At 61.6% G+C, this 20,710-nt stretch carries 18 protein-coding genes; 3 read left to right on the top strand and 15 right to left on the bottom strand.

Annotation, left to right across the window (positions count from 1 at the left end; translation table 11 throughout):
• Positions 1 to 56: 56 nt before the first annotated feature.
• The 3 genes from I6E39_RS08485 (at position 57) to I6E39_RS08475 (ending at position 2,462) form a co-directional block, all read left to right on the top strand.
• Positions 57 to 1,316, top strand: a complete 1,260-nt coding sequence (locus I6E39_RS08485; RefSeq protein ID WP_235381171.1) for a diaminopimelate decarboxylase — start codon at positions 57 to 59, stop codon at positions 1,314 to 1,316.
• A 77-nt stretch (positions 1,317 to 1,393) separates the two neighbouring features.
• Positions 1,394 to 1,789, top strand: coding sequence for a CidA/LrgA family protein (locus tag I6E39_RS08480; protein ID WP_235381170.1), 396 nt, complete (start codon positions 1,394 to 1,396; stop codon positions 1,787 to 1,789).
• Entirely contained in the window at positions 1,782 to 2,462 is a 681-nt protein-coding gene (locus tag I6E39_RS08475; RefSeq protein ID WP_235381169.1) for an LrgB family protein, read from the top strand. Before I6E39_RS08480 ends, I6E39_RS08475 begins: the two co-directional genes overlap by 8 nt.
• Before the next feature lie 61 nt (positions 2,463 to 2,523).
• Here the strand turns inward: I6E39_RS08475 and ftsZ are convergent, their stop codons facing one another.
• The 15 genes from ftsZ to aspS all read right to left on the bottom strand — a co-directional run.
• Positions 2,524 to 3,672, bottom strand: coding sequence for a cell division protein FtsZ (ftsZ, locus tag I6E39_RS08470; RefSeq protein ID WP_235381168.1), 1,149 nt, complete (start codon positions 3,670 to 3,672; stop codon positions 2,524 to 2,526).
• A 158-nt stretch (positions 3,673 to 3,830) separates the two neighbouring features.
• On the bottom strand, positions 3,831 to 4,682 hold the full coding sequence (locus tag I6E39_RS08465) for a cell division protein FtsQ/DivIB (protein WP_235381167.1): 852 nt from the start codon (positions 4,680 to 4,682) through the stop codon (positions 3,831 to 3,833).
• Positions 4,683 to 4,737: 55 nt separating this feature from the next.
• A complete protein-coding gene (gene murA / locus I6E39_RS08460) occupies positions 4,738 to 5,994 on the bottom strand; it encodes a UDP-N-acetylglucosamine 1-carboxyvinyltransferase (protein WP_235381166.1) in 1,257 nt (418 codons plus the stop codon).
• Between the two features lie 283 nt (positions 5,995 to 6,277).
• Positions 6,278 to 7,396 carry a UDP-N-acetylglucosamine--N-acetylmuramyl-(pentapeptide) pyrophosphoryl-undecaprenol N-acetylglucosamine transferase gene (locus I6E39_RS08455; RefSeq protein ID WP_235381165.1) on the bottom strand — a complete coding sequence of 373 codons (1,119 nt, stop codon included), beginning with the start codon at positions 7,394 to 7,396 and terminating at the stop codon, positions 6,278 to 6,280.
• 97 nt (positions 7,397 to 7,493) lie between these two features.
• A complete protein-coding gene (ftsW, locus tag I6E39_RS08450) occupies positions 7,494 to 8,717 on the bottom strand; it encodes a putative lipid II flippase FtsW (protein ID WP_338127127.1) in 1,224 nt (407 codons plus the stop codon).
• Between the two features lie 146 nt (positions 8,718 to 8,863).
• On the bottom strand, positions 8,864 to 9,850 hold the full coding sequence (gene mraY, locus I6E39_RS08445) for a phospho-N-acetylmuramoyl-pentapeptide-transferase (RefSeq protein ID WP_235381163.1): 987 nt from the start codon (positions 9,848 to 9,850) through the stop codon (positions 8,864 to 8,866).
• A gap of 54 nt (positions 9,851 to 9,904) precedes the next feature.
• Positions 9,905 to 11,395: a UDP-N-acetylmuramoyl-L-alanyl-D-glutamate--2,6-diaminopimelate ligase gene (locus tag I6E39_RS08440; RefSeq protein WP_235381162.1), complete on the bottom strand. Its 1,491-nt coding sequence runs from the start codon at positions 11,393 to 11,395 to the stop codon at positions 9,905 to 9,907.
• A 265-nt stretch (positions 11,396 to 11,660) separates the two neighbouring features.
• The gene (locus I6E39_RS08435; RefSeq protein WP_235381161.1) at positions 11,661 to 14,111 is read right to left on the bottom strand and encodes a penicillin-binding transpeptidase domain-containing protein; all 2,451 of its coding nucleotides are present in this window, start codon (positions 14,109 to 14,111) and stop codon (positions 11,661 to 11,663) included.
• Between the two features lie 92 nt (positions 14,112 to 14,203).
• Positions 14,204 to 14,764, bottom strand: coding sequence for a hypothetical protein (locus tag I6E39_RS08430; protein ID WP_235381180.1), 561 nt, complete (start codon positions 14,762 to 14,764; stop codon positions 14,204 to 14,206).
• 46 nt (positions 14,765 to 14,810) lie between these two features.
• A complete protein-coding gene (gene rsmH, locus I6E39_RS08425) occupies positions 14,811 to 15,761 on the bottom strand; it encodes a 16S rRNA (cytosine(1402)-N(4))-methyltransferase RsmH (RefSeq protein ID WP_235381160.1) in 951 nt (316 codons plus the stop codon).
• A gap of 1 nt (position 15,762) precedes the next feature.
• Entirely contained in the window at positions 15,763 to 16,176 is a 414-nt protein-coding gene (mraZ, locus tag I6E39_RS08420) for a division/cell wall cluster transcriptional repressor MraZ (protein ID WP_235381159.1), read from the bottom strand.
• Positions 16,177 to 16,463: 287 nt separating this feature from the next.
• A complete protein-coding gene (gene gatB / locus I6E39_RS08415) occupies positions 16,464 to 17,894 on the bottom strand; it encodes an Asp-tRNA(Asn)/Glu-tRNA(Gln) amidotransferase subunit GatB (RefSeq protein ID WP_235381158.1) in 1,431 nt (476 codons plus the stop codon).
• A 1-nt stretch (position 17,895) separates the two neighbouring features.
• Positions 17,896 to 19,368 carry an Asp-tRNA(Asn)/Glu-tRNA(Gln) amidotransferase subunit GatA gene (gatA, locus tag I6E39_RS08410; RefSeq protein ID WP_235381157.1) on the bottom strand — a complete coding sequence of 491 codons (1,473 nt, stop codon included), beginning with the start codon at positions 19,366 to 19,368 and terminating at the stop codon, positions 17,896 to 17,898.
• 13 nt (positions 19,369 to 19,381) lie between these two features.
• Positions 19,382 to 19,669 (bottom strand): Asp-tRNA(Asn)/Glu-tRNA(Gln) amidotransferase subunit GatC, encoded by a 288-nt coding sequence (gene gatC / locus I6E39_RS08405; RefSeq protein ID WP_235381156.1) that lies wholly within the window; start codon positions 19,667 to 19,669, stop codon positions 19,382 to 19,384.
• A gap of 200 nt (positions 19,670 to 19,869) precedes the next feature.
• Positions 19,870 to 20,710, bottom strand: an 841-nt coding sequence (aspS, locus tag I6E39_RS08400) for an aspartate--tRNA(Asn) ligase (RefSeq protein WP_235381155.1), incomplete at its 5' end; no start/stop codon positions are given.

Here is a 20,710-nt window from a genome sequence, read left to right as displayed (position 1 = left end):
ATTCCGAAGATTTTTCGGGTTCTTTTTGCCCGATCACAGAAAAGGAGCAGACGAATATGAAAAAGCCCTTCGTCACGCTGGAGCAGCTCCAGGAAATCGTTGACCAGTACCCCACCCCCTTCCATCTCTATGACGAGAAGGGCATCCGGGAAAACGCCCGCGCCCTGTACCGGGCTTTCTCCTGGAACCCCGGCTACCAGGAATACTTTGCCGTCAAGGCCACCCCCAACCCTCAGATCCTGAAGATTCTGAAGGAGGAGGGCTGCGGCGTGGACTGCTCCTCCCTCACGGAGCTGATGATGTCCGACCGCTGCGGCTTCCAGGGCGGCAAGATCATGTTCTCCTCCAACGACACCCCCGCCGAGGAATTCGCCCTGGCCGCCAAGCTGGGCGCCACCATTAACCTGGACGACATCACCCACATCGACTTCTTAAAGGACACCATCGGCTATATTCCCAAGAAGATCTCCTGCCGGTACAACCCCGGCGGCACCTTCACGCTGGGCCAGAGCAAGGAGGGCTTCCAGGTCATGGACAACCCCGGCGACGCCAAGTACGGCATGACCCGGGAGCAGATCAGTCTGGCCTTCCGGCGGCTGAAGGAGCTGGGGGCCGAGGAATTCGGCATCCACGCCTTCCTGGCCTCCAACACCATCTCCAACGACTACTACCCCGCCCTGGCCGCCATTCTGTTCCGGCTGGCGGTGGAGCTGAAGGAAGAGACCGGCTGCCACATCACCTTCATCAACCTGTCCGGCGGCGTGGGTGTCCCCTACCGTCCCGAGCAGCCCGCCAACGACATCTCCGTCATCGGCGAGGGCGTCCGGAAGGCCTATGAGGAGATCCTGGTCCCCGCCGGCATGGGCGATGTGTCCCTGTGCACCGAGCTGGGCCGGTTCATGCTGGCCCCTTACGGCCATCTGGTCACCCGGGTTCTCCACGAGAAGCACACCTACAAGGAATATATCGGGGTGGACGCCTGCGCCGCCAATCTGATGCGTCCCGCCATTTACGGCGCTTACCACCACATCACCGTCATGGGCAAGGAGGACCAGCCCTGTGACCACAAGTACGACGTCACCGGCTCCCTGTGTGAGAACTGCGACAAGTTCGCCGTGGACCGGATGCTGCCCAAGATCGACATCGGCGACCTGCTGGTCATCCACGACACCGGTGCCCACGGCCACGCCATGGGCTACCAGTACAACGGCCGGCTCCGCTCCGCCGAGGTACTACTGCAGGAGGACGGGAGCACCCGTCTGATCCGCCGGGCCGAGACTCCCGAAGACTACTTTGCCACCGCCATTTGGGACTGATTCGCCCCCTGTCTTTTCAGCCGCCGCAGGTCCGCCTGCGGCGTTTTGTTCCCCCCTTTTGGAACGTGTTCCCCCATATGAACGATTTTGAGGTGACTGCTATGCACATTATGGCGGAGATCGCCATCATCTTCGGCATCTGTCTGCTCTCTGAGGGTATCGCCGCCCTCCTCCCCTTCGTTTTTCCCGCCAGCGTCATCAGTATGCTGATTCTGGCCGCCCTGCTGCTGACCGGGGTCGTCAAGACCAAGCATATCCAGCTGCTCTCCGGCTTCTTCATCGCCAACATGGGAATGTTCTTTATCCCCTCCCTGGTAGGCACTCTGGAGTACGCCGAGACGCTGCGGGCCCAGTTCATCCCCTTTCTAGTCATCACCCTGCTGACCACTCCGGTGGTCTATCTGGTCACCGCCTGGACCGTACAGCTGCTGACCCGCCTTCTGAGCAGGAAGGGAGGCTCCCGCCATGATTGACGCTATGCTCTCCTCCCCCTTCTTCGGGCTGACCCTCACCGCTGCCTGCTGGTGCTTCGCCCTCCGGCTCCAAAAGCGCACCGGCCTGCTGGTCTGCAACCCGGTCCTGGTGGCCGCTCTGCTGGTCATCGGCGTTCTGACCGTCTTTCACATTCCCCTGGAGAGCTACAACGCCGGCGGGAGCATGATCAAGCTGATGCTCGGCCCGGCCACAGCGGTACTGGCTCTGAACATCTACCAACAGCGCCAGATCCTTAAATCCCACTTTCTGCCCGTCCTGGCGGGCTGTCTGATGGGCAGCATTACCAGCATTGCCGTGGTACTGGCCTTCTGTTGGTTCTTTGCCACGGAGGATGTGTTCACCGCCTCCATGCTGCCAAAGAGCATCACCACCGCCATCGCCGTTGGCATCTCGGAAAGCGGCGGCGGCATCCAGGGCATCACCGCCGCCTCCGTGGTCATCACCGGTGTAGAAGGTGCCATCCTGTCTCCCCTGTTCGCCAGACTGTTCCGGGTCACCGATCCCGTGGCCGAAGGGGTGGCTATCGGAGCGTGCAGCCACGCCATCGGTACCTCCAAGGCGCTGGAGATCGGAGTCCTCCAAGGAGCCATGAGCTCCGTCTCCCTGTGTGTGTGCGGCATCCTGACCTCGATCCTGGTGCTGTTTCTGTAATTCACATTCAAAAAGCCCGCGTCCAAATGGACGCGGGCTTTTATGTTCTGTTTTGGGGAGATCAGCGCTTCTTGCTGAAGATCCGTTCCAGAATGTCCCAGTCATCGTCGCTGACCGAAGGCTTTTCCTCCGCCTTGGGTGCCTCGGCTGTTACATCCCCCTGAGGGGCAGCGGCGGCAGGCTGGGGCGCGGCGGCTCTGGGAGCCTCCTTAGGAGAAGCGGGCGCCGCGGGAGCAGCAGGGGCAGCCGCGGGGGCCTCCTCAAAGCCGGTGGCGATAACAGTGACCCGGATCTCGTCCTCCAGGCTCTCGTCGAAGGCGGCGCCGAAGATGATGTTGGCGTCGGGGTGGGCGGCCTCCTGGACCAGGTTGGCGGCGGTCTCCACTTCCTCCAGACCGATATCCATGGAGCCGGTGACGTTGATCAGCACGCCCCGGGCGCCGTTGATGGAGGTCTCCAGCAGGGGGCTGGAGATGGCCATACGGGCGGCCTCCTCGGCCTTGTTCTTGCCGGCGGCACGGCCCACGCCCATGTGGGCACGGCCGGCGTCCTTCATGACGGCGGACACGTCGGCGAAGTCCAGATTGATGAAGCCGGTGTTCTTGATCAGATCGGAGATGGACTGGACGGCCTGCTGGAGCACATCGTCGGCGATCTCGAAGGCGTTGACCATGGTGATTTTCTGGTCGGTGGCCAGCTTCAGCCGCTCGTTGGGGATGATGACCAGAGAGTCCACCTTGTTCCGCAGTTCGGCGATGCCGCCCTCGGCCTGCTTCATCCGGCGCATACCCTCAAATCGGAAGGGCTTGGTCACCACGCCTACCGTGAGCACACCCAGTTCCTTGGCAATATCGGCCACGATGGGGGCCGCGCCGGTACCGGTGCCGCCGCCCATGCCGGCGGTGATAAACACCATGTCGGCGTCCTCCAGGGCCTTGGAGATCTGAGTCCGGTTCTCCTCGGCAGACTTGCGGCCCACCTCGGGGTCGGAGCCGGCACCCTGGCCGTTGGTCAGCTTTTCACCGATCTGAATCTTAAAGGTGGCGCTGGACACGGCCAGCGCCTGCTTATCCGTATTGACGGCAATGAAATCCACGCCCTTGGTTCCGGTGCGAACCATGCGGTTGACCACGTTGTTGCCGCCGCCGCCCACACCGATCACTTTAATATTTACCACGCTGTCAGGACCCATATCCAATCCGAAGGCCATTGTCGTTCCTCCTATGTAAATGTCGAAGTTCCCCCAAAAAACAAGTTATTGTGTGGGGCAACCCGCCGAGATGTCAATATTTTGTTATATTGTATCGCTCTTTTCACGGCAGGTCAAGAGAAAATCACGCTTCCGGCGAAACTTTCCAGAATTTCCTCTTAATCGGGAGAATATACCGCGGTATACTCCTCCTGGGTCAGGTCAAAGGTTCCGGCGGTCTGCTCCCCCAGGGACTTCTCCGCCTCCGCCACCGCCGCCTCCAGCGCCCGAAGCTTATAAATGAAGTCGGAATTCAGCGGCATCTTCACGTCGAAACGGTCCAGATAGCGCATCTCCACCTGGGTGGAGCTCAGCCGGATGGCGGACACGCTCTGCATCATCCCCCGCTCTTCCAGACCGTCCAGCAGTGCCAGCAGCGCGTCATACCGGACCTGCTCTTCCGGGGGCACGGCCAGCATCGTGCCTGCCCGGGGCATTATAGGAGTGATGCCGGACACCAGAATAGCCGTACTGTCGGCAGGAGCGGGTTCCAGCAGTTTTCCTTTCACATTGATCAGCCAGTCCTCGGTGGCAACCTTCGGCACTTCCTCCTGAACAGAGCTGTCCGAGGCTTCTCCTTCCCCCTCCGGCATGGTGACTACCGTTCCGGCGGGCGGCGCTTCCACCCGGGCCACCGCGTCCCATTCCGTCACTGTGATGACGATGGTACTGGGCCAGCTGCGGCGGATGGTAACTTCCCCAATATAGGGCAGCTGCTGACGGATCTGCCGGGCAACCTGATTCTTGTTCATGTGGAACAGATTGTCACCCAGCTGGATCCCGCTGGCCTGGACTACCTTTTCCTCGGTGTAGCGATTGTTGCCCGACACCGCCACCGTCTCCACCTGGAAAAACACGGTGGCGCCCAGGGTCAGCGCCACAACCACCGCCAAGACGCACAGCAGCTTGAACAGAGGTCCAAGGCGGCCTCTGCCCCGTCTGCGTCTGCGGTTGTTTCTCGCTGATGCCATATGGTATTCTCCTGCGTATATAGACTTGCGGGCAGATGCCCGCCATACGGCTTTTTCAAGGAATCTCCCGGATGTCGGCCCCCAGGGCCCGGAGGCCCCGGTCCAGTCCGTCGTAGCCCCGGCGGATATGCCTCAGGTCCGAGACGGTGGTGCGCCCCTCGGCCCCCAGTCCGGCCACTACCAGGGCCGCGCCCCCCCGCAGATCGGTGCTTCGCACCTCGGCACCCCGGAGCCGGCCGGTGCCGGTCACCACCGCCACCCTTCCGGCCACCTGGATATCCGCGCCCATCCGGCGCAGCTCATCCACATGCCGGTAACGGCTGTCAAAAATATTCTCCACGAACATGGTGGTCCCTTCCCCGCCCGCCAGGGCAGCCATCAGCAGCGCCTGGGCATCGGTGGGGAAGCCGGGATATGGCGCGGTACGCACCGGAGATATTCCCCGCAGAGGCCCCCGGCACTCCAGGGCAAAGAGCCCCGGGCCGGTATCGACGGAACAGCCTGCCTGCTCCAGGCAGGCCAGAACCGCGGTCAGGTGATCGGGATCCACGCCGGTCAGTTCCACTCTTCCTCCCGCCGCCCCCGCTGCACACAGGTAGGTGGCGGCGGCGATCCGGTCCCCCACCACCCGGTATTCCGCCGGATGGAGGACCCTTCCGCCCCGGATGCGGATGACGGAATCCCCCGCGCCGGAGATTTCCGCGCCCATGGCCCGGAGAAAATTTTGCAGATCCACGATCTCCGGCTCCCGTGCCGCCCCCACGATGGCGGTGACGCCGGGACAGCCACAGGCGGCCAGCATGGCGTTTTCCGTGGCCCCCACGCTGGGCATGGAGAGGCACAGCTCCCGCCCCCGCATCTTCCGGCTTCCCCGGCAGCGCAGACAGCCCTGCTCCTCCCGAATATCGGCCCCCAGGGTCCGCAGGGCGGTGAGATGCAGGTCGATGGGCCGGGGCCCCAGCTCACAGCCGCCGGGATAGGACAGCTCCGCCGTGCCCAGCCGCGCCAGCAGGGCCCCCAGAAAAATGACGGAGGACCGCATCTCCCGCATCAGGCGGTCCGGGATGTCCGCCCGGACCAGGGTCGAGGCGTCCACCGTGACGGTGTCCCCCTCCCGGTCCACCCGGCAGCCCAGCAGAGCCAGAATGTCCAGGGTGGCTGACACGTCGGACAAATCGGGACAGTTGTGGATCACACTTTGCCCGGGGGCCAGCAGGGTAGCGGCCAGAATGGGCAGCACACTGTTTTTGGCCCCCTGGACCGTCAGGCGGCCATCCAGAGGACGCCCGCCCTCAATTTGATAACAACTCATGGGATAGCCTCCAAGTCTCGTTGATTCAGGCTATCCTATGCGAAAAAGCGGGAATTGGTTTCTAATGGAAAACGAGCCGAGGTTCTGGAACAAATTTTAGTTTATGGATGTATTATGAGGCGTCGGGGACGCCGCCCCCTACGCACGGTTTACCATATGGCTTCGTAGGGGGCGGCCTCTGGACGCCCCGCCCGTAGGGCGGCCCCTTGGGGCCGCCGCCAAAATGGCAGCCGTCGGACGGCGGGGGCAAGCCCTCACCCTACATGAAACGATAAACTAAAATTTATTTCATGATCTCCCGCAGAGTCTTGTAGATTTTTTCTCCGGCGTCGGGTACAGCCATGGAATTCAGGGCCCGGATCATGGCGTCCCGGCGGTCCCGCTCCCGGAGAATGAGCCCGGCGGTGTCATAGAGGGTATCCTCCACGCAGTCCTGCTCCCGCAGGAGCACCGCCGCCCCCTGGTCGGCCAGCACCCGGGCGTTCTTCTCCTGGTGGTTGGCGGTAACGTTGGGGGAGGGCACCAGCACGGCGGGCTTGGCAATAGCGGTAAGTTCCGAAATGGTAGAGGCGCCGGCCCGGCACAGCACCAGATCGGCGGCGGCCATAACCAGGGGCATGTCGTAGATATACTCCCGGACTTCGATGCCGTTGTCTCCCAGCTTCAGACCCCGGCGGAGCAGTTCCTCCTGCATCCAGGGAAAGTCCCGTCCAGCCCCGTGGATATGGCGGTAGGGTGCCCCCTCATAGCACTCCTTGGCGATGAAGTCCACCATCTTCTGGTTCATGACCTCGGCCCCCAGGGACCCCCAGTAGGACAGCAGCAGGGGCCGGTCGTCAGTGAACCCCAGCTTTTCCCGTGCCTCCTGCCGGGTGTATTTGAAAAAGTCTCCCCGGACCGGAGTGCCGGTGACCACCACCTTGGAGGGGTCGTCATAGTATGCCCGGCTCTCTTCAAAGCCCACCATCACCCGGTCCACCACCTTGGACAGGGCCTTGGTGGTCAGGCCGGGGACGGCGTTGGACTCGTGGACAGCGGTGGGGATGCCCCGGTGCGCGGCCTCATTGACCACGGGGAAAGAGGCATAGCCCCCGGTCCCAACCACCAGATCGGGCCGGAACTCGTCCAGAATGGCCCGAGCCTGCTTCTTGGACTTCTGCATATTCACCAGCGTCCCCAGGTTGTGGGCAATGTCCGCCGGCGCGAAGGAACGGTGGAAGTTGGTAATGGTCACGGAACGGATCTGATAGCCCTCCTTGGGCACCAGCTTGTTTTCCATACCACCATCGGCCCCCACAAAAAGTACGCGGCAGCCGGGGTGCTTTTCCTGGAAGATGCGGGCTAGGGCCACCGCCGGGTTCACATGTCCGGCGGTCCCGCCGCAGGTAAAGAGGATATTCATTCGTTACACCTCATTCAGTTCAAATAAAAAGATAAGAGACATGAGATAAAAGAAAAGGAGACGCAATATCTCTTATCTCCTATCTCATATCTCTTATCTAATCCCTCTTGGGGGCTGGGATCTGGCGTGAAATACTCAGCACCACGCCCATCTCCGCCATGTGGATCATCAGAGCGGTGCCGCCGTAGCTAAAGAAAGGCAGGGAGATACCGGTATTGGGGATCAGATTGGTGACCACGCCGATGTTCAGGAAGACCTGGACCGCCAGCAGAGTGATGATGCCCACGATGGTCAGGGCGCCGAATTTGTCCCGGGCGTGGATGGCCAGCCAATAGCCCCGGAGGATCAGCAGGGCAAAGAGGATCAGCACGACCAGCGCCCCCACCAGTCCCAGCTCCTCCACCACGATGGCGAAGATAAAGTCGTTCTCCGGCTCGGGGATGTAGAGGAACTTCTGGCGGCTGTTGCCCAGGCCCAGACCCAGCAGGCCGCCGGAGCCGATTGCATACAGGGATTGGATGACCTGATAGCCTTTGCCGCGGGGGTCCAGCCAGGGGTCCAGCCACAGGTTGATGCGGGAGGTCATGTAGTCGGTATTGAAAATGATGAAGGTCAGGCCCGCCACCGCCAGGGAGCCCAGGGAGATGAACCAGCCCAGGTGGATCCCGGCGGCGAAGAGGACGGAGGCCGCCCCCACCATGATCAGGATGGTGCCCGACATGTGGGGTTCAAGCACCACCAGGACCAGGACAGTGCCCAGCACCAGACCGTAGGGCACCAGCTCCAGAAAGCCGATCCGCTCCAGCCGGTTCAGCGTCCGGCCGGTCAGGGTCCGGTTGGTGAATTTCCGCTTTTTCTCCGTGTCCCGCTTGGACAGCCGGGCAGCGAAAAAGATGATGACGGCTACCTTGGCAATCTCCGAGGGCTGGAAGGTGGGACCGGCCACCAGAAACATATACATCCAACGCTGGGCTCCATTGATGTCCACACCCAGGGGAGTCAACACCAGGATCAGCAGGACGATGGAGCCAATCAGCAGGGGGATGGACAGCACCCGCAGGGTCTGGTAGTTGATTTTGGACACCAGGTACATGATCACCACGCCCGCCGCGGCAAACAGGCTCTGACGTCTGATATAGAACAGCGGGGAGCTGACGCTGGAGTCATAGTAGGCCGAAGCGTAGGAGGCGGAAAAGACCATGATGAGGCCGATACCGACCAGCATCATGGTCAGCATCAGGAAGGGGAGATCCACCGGCCCCCGGGCCAGCTGCTCCTCCATAGTCAGATCGCGTTTCGGTTTGCGGGCCAATGGTCTCACCTCCTTCGTCGAAGCAAAGTCCGCCCCGTCTCAGGACGGCCTGACGGCCATTCTGCGCTGCGTTTCTTTGCTCTTCCTATCTCAAGGACGCCCGCTTCGCCAGGCTTCCATTTGGTTTTGCGGTTTTGCCGCACTTAACTTCTCACTCACACGGGGTAGCGGTTCATGACTCCCAGGAAAGCCAAAACACCCAGGATCAGGGTGACGCCGGAAAAGACGCAAAACAGCTTGGTCTCGCTCCAGCCCCCCAACTCCAGGTGGTGGTGGAGGGGCGCCATACGGAAGAACCGCTTGCCGTGGGTCTTTTTGAAATAGGCCACCTGGATGATGTCGGACAGCACCTCCGCTACATAGACCAGGCCCACCACAGGGATGATCAGGGGGATGTTCAGGGCGAAGGCCAGGCCGCACACCATGCCGCCCAGGAAGAGGGAGCCGGTGTCCCCCATAAACACCTTGGCGGGGTGGAAGTTATAGATCAGGAAGGCGGACAGTCCTCCGGCCAGGGCAGCGGACAGGACGGTCAGATCGCTGCGCCCGTACCAGGCGGACACCGCCACATAGAACAACGCCACGGGGATGGTGACGCCAGTGGCCAGACCGTCCACGCCGTCGGTCAGGTTCACCGCGTTGACGGTGCCCACCATGACGAAGGCGGCGAAGACCATATAGACCACCCAGGGCATGGGCAGTTCCACATTGAAGAAGGGGATGTACAGGTTGGGGGTCAGGTAACCGGTCTGCCGCAGCAGGACGGTGAACGCCACCGCCGCCGCCAACTGAAGGAGGAACTTCTGGGCGGCGGTGAGGCCTTCGTTGGCGTGGTGGCGCAGCTTCTGAAAATCGTCGATGAATCCGATGACACCAAAGACCAGGGCAAAGAGGAACACATAGATGTGGTTCCAGCTGCCCCGCATCATCTCATCCCAGCCGGCCACCACCACTGCCGCGCCGATGGCCGCAATGAACATCAGGCCTCCCATGGTGGGAGTCCCCTGCTTGGACATGTGCCAGGTGGGGCCATCCTCGCGGATGGCCTGCCCCGCCTTCAATCGGCGAAGCACCGGGATCAGGATCTGGCCCAGAATGGCGGCTACGCCAAAGGCCACGATAAAACTGAGGATATATGTCATGTCGGAAACCTCCAGGTTTTCTTTCTCTTTTGCTGGGCTGTATGCGGCCTATTATTATACTATGCCCGCCGGGATATTTCCAGTCCTTTCTTGTCGTCCCGTGCAGGTTTCAAACCACTTTTTGACGATTTCCCGCTCGTCCATGGGATACCGGACTCCCTGGACCTCCTGATAGGTCTCGTGCCCCTTCCCCGCCAGGACGATGACGTCCCCCGGCTGCCCCTGGGACAGGGCCCAGCCGATGGCCTCCGCCCGGTCAGGCTCCACGTGGATATGGGCCCGGTCAGGTTCCATTCCCGACAGGATCTCAGCGATAATAGCCTCCGGGTCCTCGGCGCGGGGGTTGTCGGAGGTGACCACCGCCACGTCCGCCAGTTCCTGGACGATGCTCCCCATGATGGGCCGCTTGGTCCGGTCCCGGTCCCCTCCGCAGCCGAACAGGCAAATCAGCCGGCCCGCCGTAAAGTCCCGGGCGGTCATCAGGATATTCTCCAGGGCGTTGGGAGAGTGGGCGTAGTCGATGATGACAGTATAGGCTCTGGGCACGGGTACGATCTCCACCCGGCCCTTTACCCCGTGGACACTTCGCAGGGCGGCGGTCAGCTCAGCCAGGTCCAGTTCCAGACAGAGTCCCGCCGACAGGGCGGCCAGGGCGTTGTAGATGGAAAATCCTCCGGGAATGGGCAGGTGTACCCGGGAAATATGCCCCAGCGTCACCGCCTCAAACTCCACATGGCTGGGAAACAGCCGGATATTCCGGGCGGTCAGGTCCGCCTGAGCCCGATTCTCCGAGTAAGTGAATCCCGGGCAGGGCAGGCGCTCCAGATACCAGCGTCCCGCCTCGTCGTCCAGATTCAGGACGGCCCGGCGGCACTGGGTAAAGAGGATGCCCTTGGCCTGGCGGTACTCCTCCATGGTCCGGTGGTAATCCAGATGATCCTGGGTCAGGTTGGTAAAAACGCCCACATCGAAGGTAAGCCCCGCTGTCCGGTGCTGGACCAGAGCGTGGGAGGAAACCTCCATCACCACATAGGCACAGCCCTCGTCGGCCATTTGGCGCAGGAGGGCCTGGAGCTCATAGCTCTCCGGCGTGGTCCGGCGGGCGGGCAGCGACCTCTGTCCCACCATGTTCCGGTTGGTGCCCACTAGCCCCACCTTGGCCCCCAGAGCCCCCTCCAGCATCTCCTTGATGAGGCTGGTGGTGGTGGTCTTGCCGTTGGTCCCGGTGACGGCGATGAGGGTCATCCCATCCCCCGGCCGGCCAAACCAGTTGGCCGAAACCAGAGCCAGCGCCAGCCGGCTGTCCTCCGTCACCAGCCAGGGACCCGGCCCGTCGGGCGGGGTCTGGCACAGGACCGCCGCCGCCCCCCGGTCCAAAGCTGCCTGGATATAACGGTGGCCGTCGGTCTTATCCCCCGACATGGCCACAAAAAGGGCGCCGGGAGTCAGAGTCCTGCTGTCGTAGGATATGGAAGAAATTTCCATGTCCAGATCAGATTTCTCCCCCACGAGGGGGACGCCGGCCAAAAGGTCGCGCAGTTTCATGGTGTCACCCCTCATGGGTGAGTTTCATTCTATCTAAGCTGTGCGGTTTAAAATTTCAAAACATGATTTCCGTAAATTTTAGTTTATCGTTTCATGTAGGGTGAGGGCTTGCCCCCGCCGTCCGACGGCTGCCATTTTGGCGGCGGCCCCAAGGGGCCGCCCTACGGGCGGGGCGTCCAGAGGCCACCCCCTACGAAGCCATATTGTAAACCGTGCGTAGGGGGCGGCGTCCCCGACGCCCCATAATACATCCATAAACTAAAATTTACCCTGCATCCACCGCTCCGTCCTCCACTACATTGAAGAACCGGACGTCGATCACCGTTCCGATGGCCGCCGTCTCCCCTGCGGCGATGCTCTGGCTCTCCGCGGTGGTGGTGTTCCCGTAATAGGTGGACGCGCCGGAAGCCCGCATAAAGAACCCGGCCTCCTCCAGCTTTTTCCGGGCCGCCTCATAACTCAGGTCCACCACATTGGGCACAGTCCCGCTCTCCTCGGGGACCGCGTCGCCCAGATACAATACCACGGTAGAACCGCCGGGGACCGAAGCGCCCACGGCCGGGACCTGGTGGGTGACGGCGTCGCCCTCTCCCACCACGCGGTATTTCAGATTTTTCTTCTCCAAGGCCTTTGCCGCGTCCGCTACGCTCAGGCCGGTGACCCGGGGCGTGGGCACATCCACGGCGGCGGACTCCTCCTTGGTGTACTTCTTCTCCACACCCATGTAGTCCAGAATGTCCGCGATCAGGGGGCCGGCCTTCAGGGCGGCCATGTTGCCGCCGCTGATATAGACGCCGGTCGTGGAGTAATTGCTTCCCGGTGAGGACGCTTTGGGCCGGTCATAGGCCAGCAGGACGATGACCTCGGGGTCGTCGGCGGGGGCGAAACCCATGAAAGAAACCAGGGTATGATCCCTCTCCAGACCCACCTCAGAGGAACCGGTCTTGCCGCCGATGCGGTAGCCGGGCACATAGGCCTTTCCGCCGGTGCCTTCGGACACCACGCTCTCCAGGATCTTGGCGGCCCGCTGGCTGGTCTCCTGGCTGACCACCTGACGCACGATGGTAGGTTCGGTATTTTTGACCACGGTGCCGTCCTTGGTACTGATGGACTGGACCACATAAGGCTGGACCAAGTTGCCGCCGTTGATGACGGCGGAAAAAGCGGTGATCATCTGAAGTGGGGTGACCTCAAAGCGCTGGCCGAAGGAGGCCGTCGCCAGATTCACCCCGGTCATCTCCGACCGGTCCCAGATTCCCTTATTGGTGCTGGCCTCGCCGGGCAGGTCGATGCCCGTCTTCTCTTTCAGGCCAAAGGCTTCAAAATAGTCATAGAATGTATCGACGCCCAGCCGCTGGCCGATCATCATAAAGGCGGGGTTGCAGGAATTCTGCACCGCCTCGGCCAAGGTCTGGCTGCCGTGGCCGGTCCTTTTGGAGCAGCTGATGGGCCGGGGCCAGCCGGGTACGTTGTAATAGCCGGGACAATAGAAGGTATCGCTCTCGGACACCAGTCCCTCCTCCAGAGCGGCGGCCAGTACCACCGCTTTAAATGTGGAGCCCGGCTCGTACCGGGAGTCTATGGCCCGGCTACGCCACTGGGTATTGACCGCGTCGGAGTAGGCCTGTGCTTGGGCCTGCTCCATCAGTTCCTCGTCGGTCAGGCCCTCGGAGTCCTTGGCTTTCAGACTCTCATAAATGGAGGCGACCGCTTCCTCCATCTCCTGGTTCAGCAGCTCGTCAACGATGACGGAATAGTTGTTCGGGTCAAAGTCCGGAGAGCTGGCGATGGCCAGGATGGCCCCGGTCTTGGGGTTCATGACAATACAAAACGCGCCCTCCTGGACGTCAAACTCCTTGATTCCCTCCTCCAGAGTCTTTTCCACATAGGACTGGATGGTGGTATCCAGGGTCAGGTGCAGGTCATAGCCGTCGATGGCGTCAATAAATTCCGAATAGTTGTTGTACATCTGGGTGCCTCTGGCGGTTTTGGTGGTGACCACCCGCCCGGCGGTCCCCTCCAACACATCGTCATAGGCCGCTTCAATGCCCACAGCGCCGCCCTCGGCATTGACAAAGCCCAAGGCCTGAGCCGCCAAACTGGAGTAGGGATAGTATCGCCGGGTGCCCGCAACCAGATAGAGATAGTGGGAGGTCTTATTCTCCACGATGTAGTTCCGGATCGCCTCGGCCTCTTCCTCCTCAATTTTGGTTTTGATCTCCTTATAAGCTTTCTCCGTATCCCGGACCTGGCTGGTCACCCGCTCTTCGTCCAGACCGGGGACCAGGGCCATCAGGTCCCGGATCAGCCGGTCCTGCTCCGCCTCCACCGCCGCGTTCCAGGCAGCTTTGTCGACGTTGCCGTTCTCGTCCTTATAGTCCTTCTCGGGCACCTTATCCTGGACCAGATCTCTGGGGGACAGGATCAGATCCCATACCGTGGCCGACATGGCCATCACGTTGCCGTTTCGGTCGTAAATATCCCCCCGGGAGGCGGACACCGACAGGTCCAGGGTCTGCTGGTCGCTGGCCTTGCGCTGATAGTCCTCATGGTGCACGATGGCGATGTCCCACAACTTCCAGACCAGAGGCACGAACAGCATCACGCCGCACACCACCATCAAAGTCAGCGTCCGGCGGAAGATCACCCGCTTGGAGTGGGAACCCCGGGTGGCTCCGCCTGTCCGGTTCCCGGTCTTTTCCTGTCGTTCTCCCATTGGAATTCCTCCCCTCGGCGGTAGAAGGGCGCAAGAAATTTTCTTTCTTGCGCCCCTTCGTGTTTCTTTCGTCGCTCAACTATATGGTGCGGTCACCGGAAATATTCAACGAACTCTCCCAGGACTGAGCCAATCCCTTTCAGAGCGCCCACCAGGCCGCTTTCCGCTTCCTCTTCCCCGTAGACCACAACGGTATCGGGCTCGGACAGGTCGATATACACCACCTGGTCGTTGGTGGGCCGGACCATGGTACTCCCCACCGCCGCCTGGATGGTTTCCATGTCGAATACCTTCTCATACTGGGCGGACAGGGTGGCGTTCTCCTTCTGAAGCGAGCTCATCTCATTGCGCAGGGAGACCATTTCGCCGTTCAGGACGGTGTACTGGACATAGCTCAGCAGCAGCAGGGCGGCAAAGACCGCCACAGCCAGAAATCCCACCACGGCAAAGGGGGCTACCTGTCCCGCTTCCCGGACCTGGACCTGAGTACGGGTCAGCTCCTGGCGGCGTACCCGCTCCCGCTGTTTGGGGCGTGGCCGCTGGAGTTCCTCCTCCCGGCGGGGCGCGCGGACGGCGGAGCCGTCATAGGCGGGGGCATAGGCCACACTGCCATAGGTATTGTATGCGGTTGTCGTGCGTCGGCGGGCGGCCATGGCGCTCACTCCGTTTCTCCTTGGTTTTCTTTACACACATTGCCGGTCACAGGGGAGCCTTCAGCTTCTCGGCGACCCGCAGCTTCGCGCTTCTGGCGCGGGGATTTTCCTCGATCTCCTCCTGAGTGGGGAGAATGGGCTTCTTATTGACCAGCTTCACGTCCGGGGTCTTGCCGCAGACGCACACCGGGAAATCCGGCGGGCAGGTGCAGCCCTTGGCAAACTCCGCCAGACCAGTCTTGACGATCCGGTCCTCCAGGGAGTGGAAGGTGATGACCGCCAGCCGCCCCCCCTGGTTCAGGCACGGCACTGCACCCCGAAGCATCCGGTCCACCGAGGCCAACTCGTCGTTGACCGCGATGCGAATGGCCTGAAAGCTCCGCTTGGCCGGGTGCTGCTTTTCCCGCAGCGCCTTGGCGGGCATGGCGCTTTTGATGATCTCCACCAGTTCCAGAGTAGTCTCAATGGGCTTGTCCTCCCGGCGGCGGACGATGGCGGCGGCGATCTGGCCGGCACAGCGCTCCTCCCCGTACTGGAACAGGATACGGCGCAGCTCCTCCTGGCTCCAGCCGTTGACCACGTCGGCGGCGGTCAGCCCCTCGCTGCGGTCCATCCGCATGTCCAAGGGTGCATCCGCCATGTAGGAAAAGCCCCGGGACCCGTCGTCCAGCTGGGGGGAGGATACGCCCAGGTCAAAGAGCATCCCGTCCACTCCGGTCAGGCCCAGGTCACGGACAATGGCGCCGATCCGGTCAAAATTGCTGTGGACCAGCGTGACCTTGTCCATCCAGTCGGCCAGCCGGTCCTTTGCCGCCTCCAGAGCGGCGTCGTCCCGGTCCACACAGATCAGCCGCCCGGTGGTGAGCCGCCGTGCGATCTCCCGGCTGTGGCCCGCTCGGCCCAGGGTCCCGTCTACATAGATCCCGTCGGGCCGGATGTTCAAAGCTTGGATACACTCGTCCAGCAGTACCGGACGGTGGGTGAATTCTTGACTCATATCAGAACCCCAGTTCCGCCATACAGGCGGCCATTTTCTCGGGTGTCATCTCTTCCTCCTGGGCGTTCCAGGTATCGGCCGCCCAGATCTCGGCCCGGTCGTTGACGCCGATGATAACGGCGTCCTTCTCCAGTCCGGCGTACTTTCTCAGCTTCTGGGGAATGACGATGCGGCCCTGAGCGTCCAACTCGCACTTGGCGGCGTTGGCAAACAGGGGGCGCATGGCCTTGGACTGGCTCATGGGCAGAGAGGCAAATTTTTCGGTAAAGCGGTCCCAAGTGGATTGGGGGTAGATGGCCAGGCAGGCGTCCACGCCCATGGCCAGGTAGAAGGTCTCGCCCAGCTCCACCCGGAGCTTGGCGGGGATAAACAACCGGCCCTTGGCGTCGATGCTGTGCTCATATGTGCCGGTCATGCCTCTCCACCCCTCCCCCACTTCAATTTCTTTTACGGGGATTTTAACCCACTTTACCCCACCGTATTTTTAGTATAAGGGCTGTTGACATAAAATGCAAGAGTTTTTTTCATAATTGAGAAATAAAAAAACCGCCGATTTCCTTGAAAATCAGCGGTTTTTTGCATTAAAACGAACGTTCTATTTGGTTTACAATATTCATTTCGCATCACAATATATGTGTTCAAAGCGCACTATCTTCACAATATATTGTGCGATGGTTTTTCGTGCGCTTCCGTCTCCCAAGGTCAGCCTCCAAGTTTTTCTCTCACCGCCTGGTTGACGGCTTTGGGGTCGGCCTTGCCCTTCAGTTCCTTCATCACCTGGCCCACCAGGAAGCCCATGACTTTCTGGTTGCCAGCCTTGAAGTCGGCCACGGCGGAGGCGTTGGCGGCAAAGACCTGCTCCACCACTTGGGCCACCAGTCCGGCATCGTTGACCTGCTCCAGGCCGTGGGCCTTCACATACTCCTCCGCGTCTGCATTGTCGGGGAAGATGGCCCGGAACACTTTGGCGGCGGTGTTGCGGTTGATCCTGCCGTCGGCGATCATCCTGATGAGCTTAGCAAGATTGGCCGGGGTCAGCTTCATGTCCTTGGGTTCCAGTTCCTCGTCCTTCAGCCGGCGCATCATGTCACCCAGCATCCAGTTGGACACCTCCTTGGCGGGAGCGCCCAGGGCCACCGTCTCTTCAAAGAAATCCACCAGGGCTTTCTGGGAGGTGAGGATGTCTGCGTCGTACTCGGGCAGGCCGTACTGCTGCTGATAACGGGCCTTTCTGGCCTGGGCCATCTCGGGCTGCTCAGAACGCAGCCGGTCCAGATACTCCTCCGACAGCTCCAGGGGCGGGATATCAGGCTCGGGGAAGTAGCGGTAGTCCTGGGCGTTCTCCTTGGAGCGCATGGAGAAGGTGGCATCCTTGTTGTCGTCCCAGCGGCGGGTCTCCTGAATCACCCGCTTGCCCTCCTCGATCAGCTCGATCTGGCGGCGGGTCTCGTAGGCGATGGCACGGGAGATGGCCTTGAAGGAGTTCAGGTTTTTCATCTCGGTTCGGGTGCCCAATTCCGCGCTTCCGGCGGGGCGGACGGACAGGTTCACGTCGCAGCGCAGAGAGCCCTCCTGCATCTTGCAGTCGGAGACCCCCAGGTACTCCAGAGTGGACTTCAGCTTCTCCAGGTAGGCGATGACCTCGTCGGCGGAGCGGAAGTCGGGCTCGGTGACGATCTCGATCAGGGGCACGCCGCAGCGGTTGTAGTCGCACTTGGTTTGGTCGATCCAGGGATCGTGGACCAGCTTGCCCGCGTCCTCCTCCATGTGCAGTTCGTGGATGCGGATGTCCTTCTCCTCCGTTCCCGTTTGGATGGACACCCGGCCGTTCCGGGCGATGGGCAGGTAAAGCTGAGACACCTGGTAGGCCTTGGGCAGGTCGGGGTAGAAATAGTTCTTCCGGTCGAATTTGTTGTAGCGGGTGATTTCGCAGTTCAGGGCCAGACCGGCCTTGGCGGCAAACTCCACCACCTTTTTGTTTACCACAGGCAGGGTACCGGGCATGCCGGTACACACGGGGCAGCAGTGGGTGTTGGGAGCGCCGCCGAACTCGGTGGTGCAGGAGCAGAAAATTTTCGTCTTGGTGGCCAGCTCCACATGGGTCTCCAGACCGATGACAGTTTCCCAAGTCATATCAGCGCGCCTCCTTTTCCACGGGGGATTGTTTGTGGTAGTCGGTGTCCAGCTGGAAGGCATGGGCGGCGTTCAGCACCTTGGCCTCCCCCAAGGCGGGACCGATAAGTTGGGCCCCGATAGGCATACCCTTGGAGTCAAAGCCGCAGGGCATGGACAGGCCGGGCAGGCCAGCCAGGTTCACCGACACGGTGTAAATGTCGGACAGGTACATCTGCAGGGGATCGCTGAGGCTCTCCCCGATCTTGGGGGCGGTGGTGGGGGCCACAGGAGTCAGCATCAGGTCGCACTTGCCAAAGGCGTCGTCAAATGCCTGCTTGATGAGCCCCTTCACCTGGAGGGCCTTCTTATAGTAGGCGTCGTAGTAGCCTGAGGACAGGACAAAGGTACCCAGCAGGATGCGGCGCTTTACCTCGGCGCCGAAGCCCTCGGTGCGGGTCTTGCTGTACAGGTCGGTCAGATCCTCGTAGCCTTCCGCCCGCCAGCCGTACTTGACGCCGTCGAACCGGGACAGGTTGGAGCTGGCCTCGGCGGCGGCGATAATATAATAGGTAGGGACCACATACTCCATCACTGGGAAGGTGAACTCCACCAGCTCCGCCCCCCGGGCCTTCAGCACGTCGGCCACGGCCAAGACGCTCTTCTTCACTTCGGGGTCCAGGCCATCTCCGAAGCAGTCGGCGGGGATGCCGATCTTCATCCCCCGCACATCTCCGGTGAGTCCGGACAGCAGACCGACGGCGGGCACATCCAGGGAGGTGCCGTCCCTGGGGTCCTTCCCCATGACGGCGTCCAGGACGGCGGCGCAGTCGGCGGCGTCCCGGGCCAGGGGGCCCATCTGGTCCAGGGAGGAGGCGTAGGCAATGAGGCCGTACCGGGAGACGGTACCGTAGGTGGGCTTGATCCCGGTGACACCACAGTAGGCGGCGGGCTGGCGGATGGAGCCGCCGGTGTCCGAGCCGATGGCGTACCAGCAGGACCGGGCGGCCACCGCGGCGGCCGCGCCGCCGGATGAGCCGCCGGGCACCCGTCCGGCGTCCCATGGGTTATGGGTGGGGCCATAGAAGGAAGTCTCGGTGGTGGAGCCCATGGCAAACTCGTCCATGTTCAGCTTGCCCAGGGAAACCGCCCCCAGAGCGTCCAGCTTCTCCACCAGCGTGGCGTCATAGGGAGGCTCAAAGCCGGTCAAAATCTTGGAGGCGCAGGTGGTGGACACACCCTTGGTACAGATGTTGTCCTTGATGCCCAGAGGGACGCCGGCCAGCGGGGCGGTCAGCTCCCCGGCGGCAATCTTCTTGCCTACCGCTTCGGCCCGCTGCAAAGCGGTCTCGGCGGTGAGGGCTGTGAAAGCGTTGTCAGCTTTTCTCTCCTCGATCTGCTCCAGGGCAGCCCGGGTGGCCTCCACGGGGCTGACCTCTCCCTTCCGGATGGCCGCACCCAATTGGAGGGCGGTCAGGTTCAAAATCTCTTTCATGTTCCGCTCCTCCTCACTCTACCGTCTTGGGGACCAGGAAGGCTTCCTCGTCCGCCTTGGGGGCGTTTTTCAGCAGCTCCGCCCGGTCAAAGGAGGGGACCACCTGGTCCTCCCGCAGCACGTTCTTCACCGGAAACACATGGCTCATGGGCTCCACGCCGCCGGTGTCCAGGGCGTTCAGGGTATCCATGTAGCCGATGATCCGCTCCAGCTCCCCCGTCATCTGCTCCTTCTCCTCCTGGGGCAGCTTCAGCCGGGACAGGACGGAGATATAGTCTACCATTTCAGTGGTGATCTTCATGGGTTATCCCCTTTCTATTGGTTGTGGATTCTTTTTTGTCAGAAAAAGAATCAAAAAGAACGTTTTCCGCAAAGCTGCGCTTTGCTTCTGACAAACCGCAAATGATACTTCTGATTGGAACGAAAGGGAAACAAAGTTTCCCGCCAAAGTTCTTTCGGTTCCTTTCTTCCAGGAAAGGAACGCCCGCCCGGCGAGGGCACTCAGGGCTCCAGCCGGTTCATATCCCGTGGGAACAGGCTGGCGTAGCGCACGTTGTCCAAGCCGCACAGCCGAGCGGTGAGCCGCTCCAGGCCGATGCCAAGGCCGCCGTGGGGGGGCATGCCGTGCTTGTGGATCATCAGGTAGCTCTCAAACTCCTCCGGGTGCATCCCCTTGGAGCGCATCTTGTCCACCTGAGCCTGGTAGTCGTGGATACGCTGGCCGCCGGTGGTCACCTCCAGCCCGCGGAACAACAGGTCGAAGGACAGGGTATACCGGGGATCAGCAGGGTCGTCCATGGCATAGAAGGGGCGCTTCTTGGCGGGATAGTGGGTGACAAACACGAAGTCGGCGCCGTACTCCTCCTTGAAGTAGCGGCCAATGTTGTGCTCCTCCTCGGGCTCCAGGTCGAAGGGGTCCCGTATGGGACGGCCGTACTTTTCGGCGGCCAGCCGCTTGGCCTCGTCGAAGCGGACGGCAGGGATCTTGTCCACGTCGGGCAGCTCCACGTCCAGCCGCTTCAGGTCGTCGGCATACTCGGTCTTCAGCAGCTCCACGGCGTATTTCAGGAAGCCGGCCTCCACCGCCATAATGTCCTCAAAGGAGTCGATATAGCCCATCTCAAAATCCAGGGAGGTGTACTCGTTCAGGTGGCGTTGGGTGTTGTGCTTCTCGGCCCGGAAGACGGGGGCCACCTCAAAGACCCGCTCGAAGACCCCCACCATGGTCTGCTTATAGAACTGGGGGGACTGGCCCAGAAAGGCTTTTCGGCCAAAATAGTCCAGGCGGAAGATGTTGGAGCCGCCCTCCGCCCCGGCGTGGACGATCTTAGGGGTGTGGATC

The sequence above is a fragment of the Pseudoflavonifractor phocaeensis genome (assembly GCF_021531375.1).
In the GTDB taxonomy this organism is placed as follows: domain Bacteria; phylum Bacillota; class Clostridia; order Oscillospirales; family Oscillospiraceae; genus Lawsonibacter; species Lawsonibacter phocaeensis_B.
The sequence above is the reverse complement of the archived record's forward strand: the minus strand, read 5'-3'. Positions and strand labels throughout refer to the sequence as shown.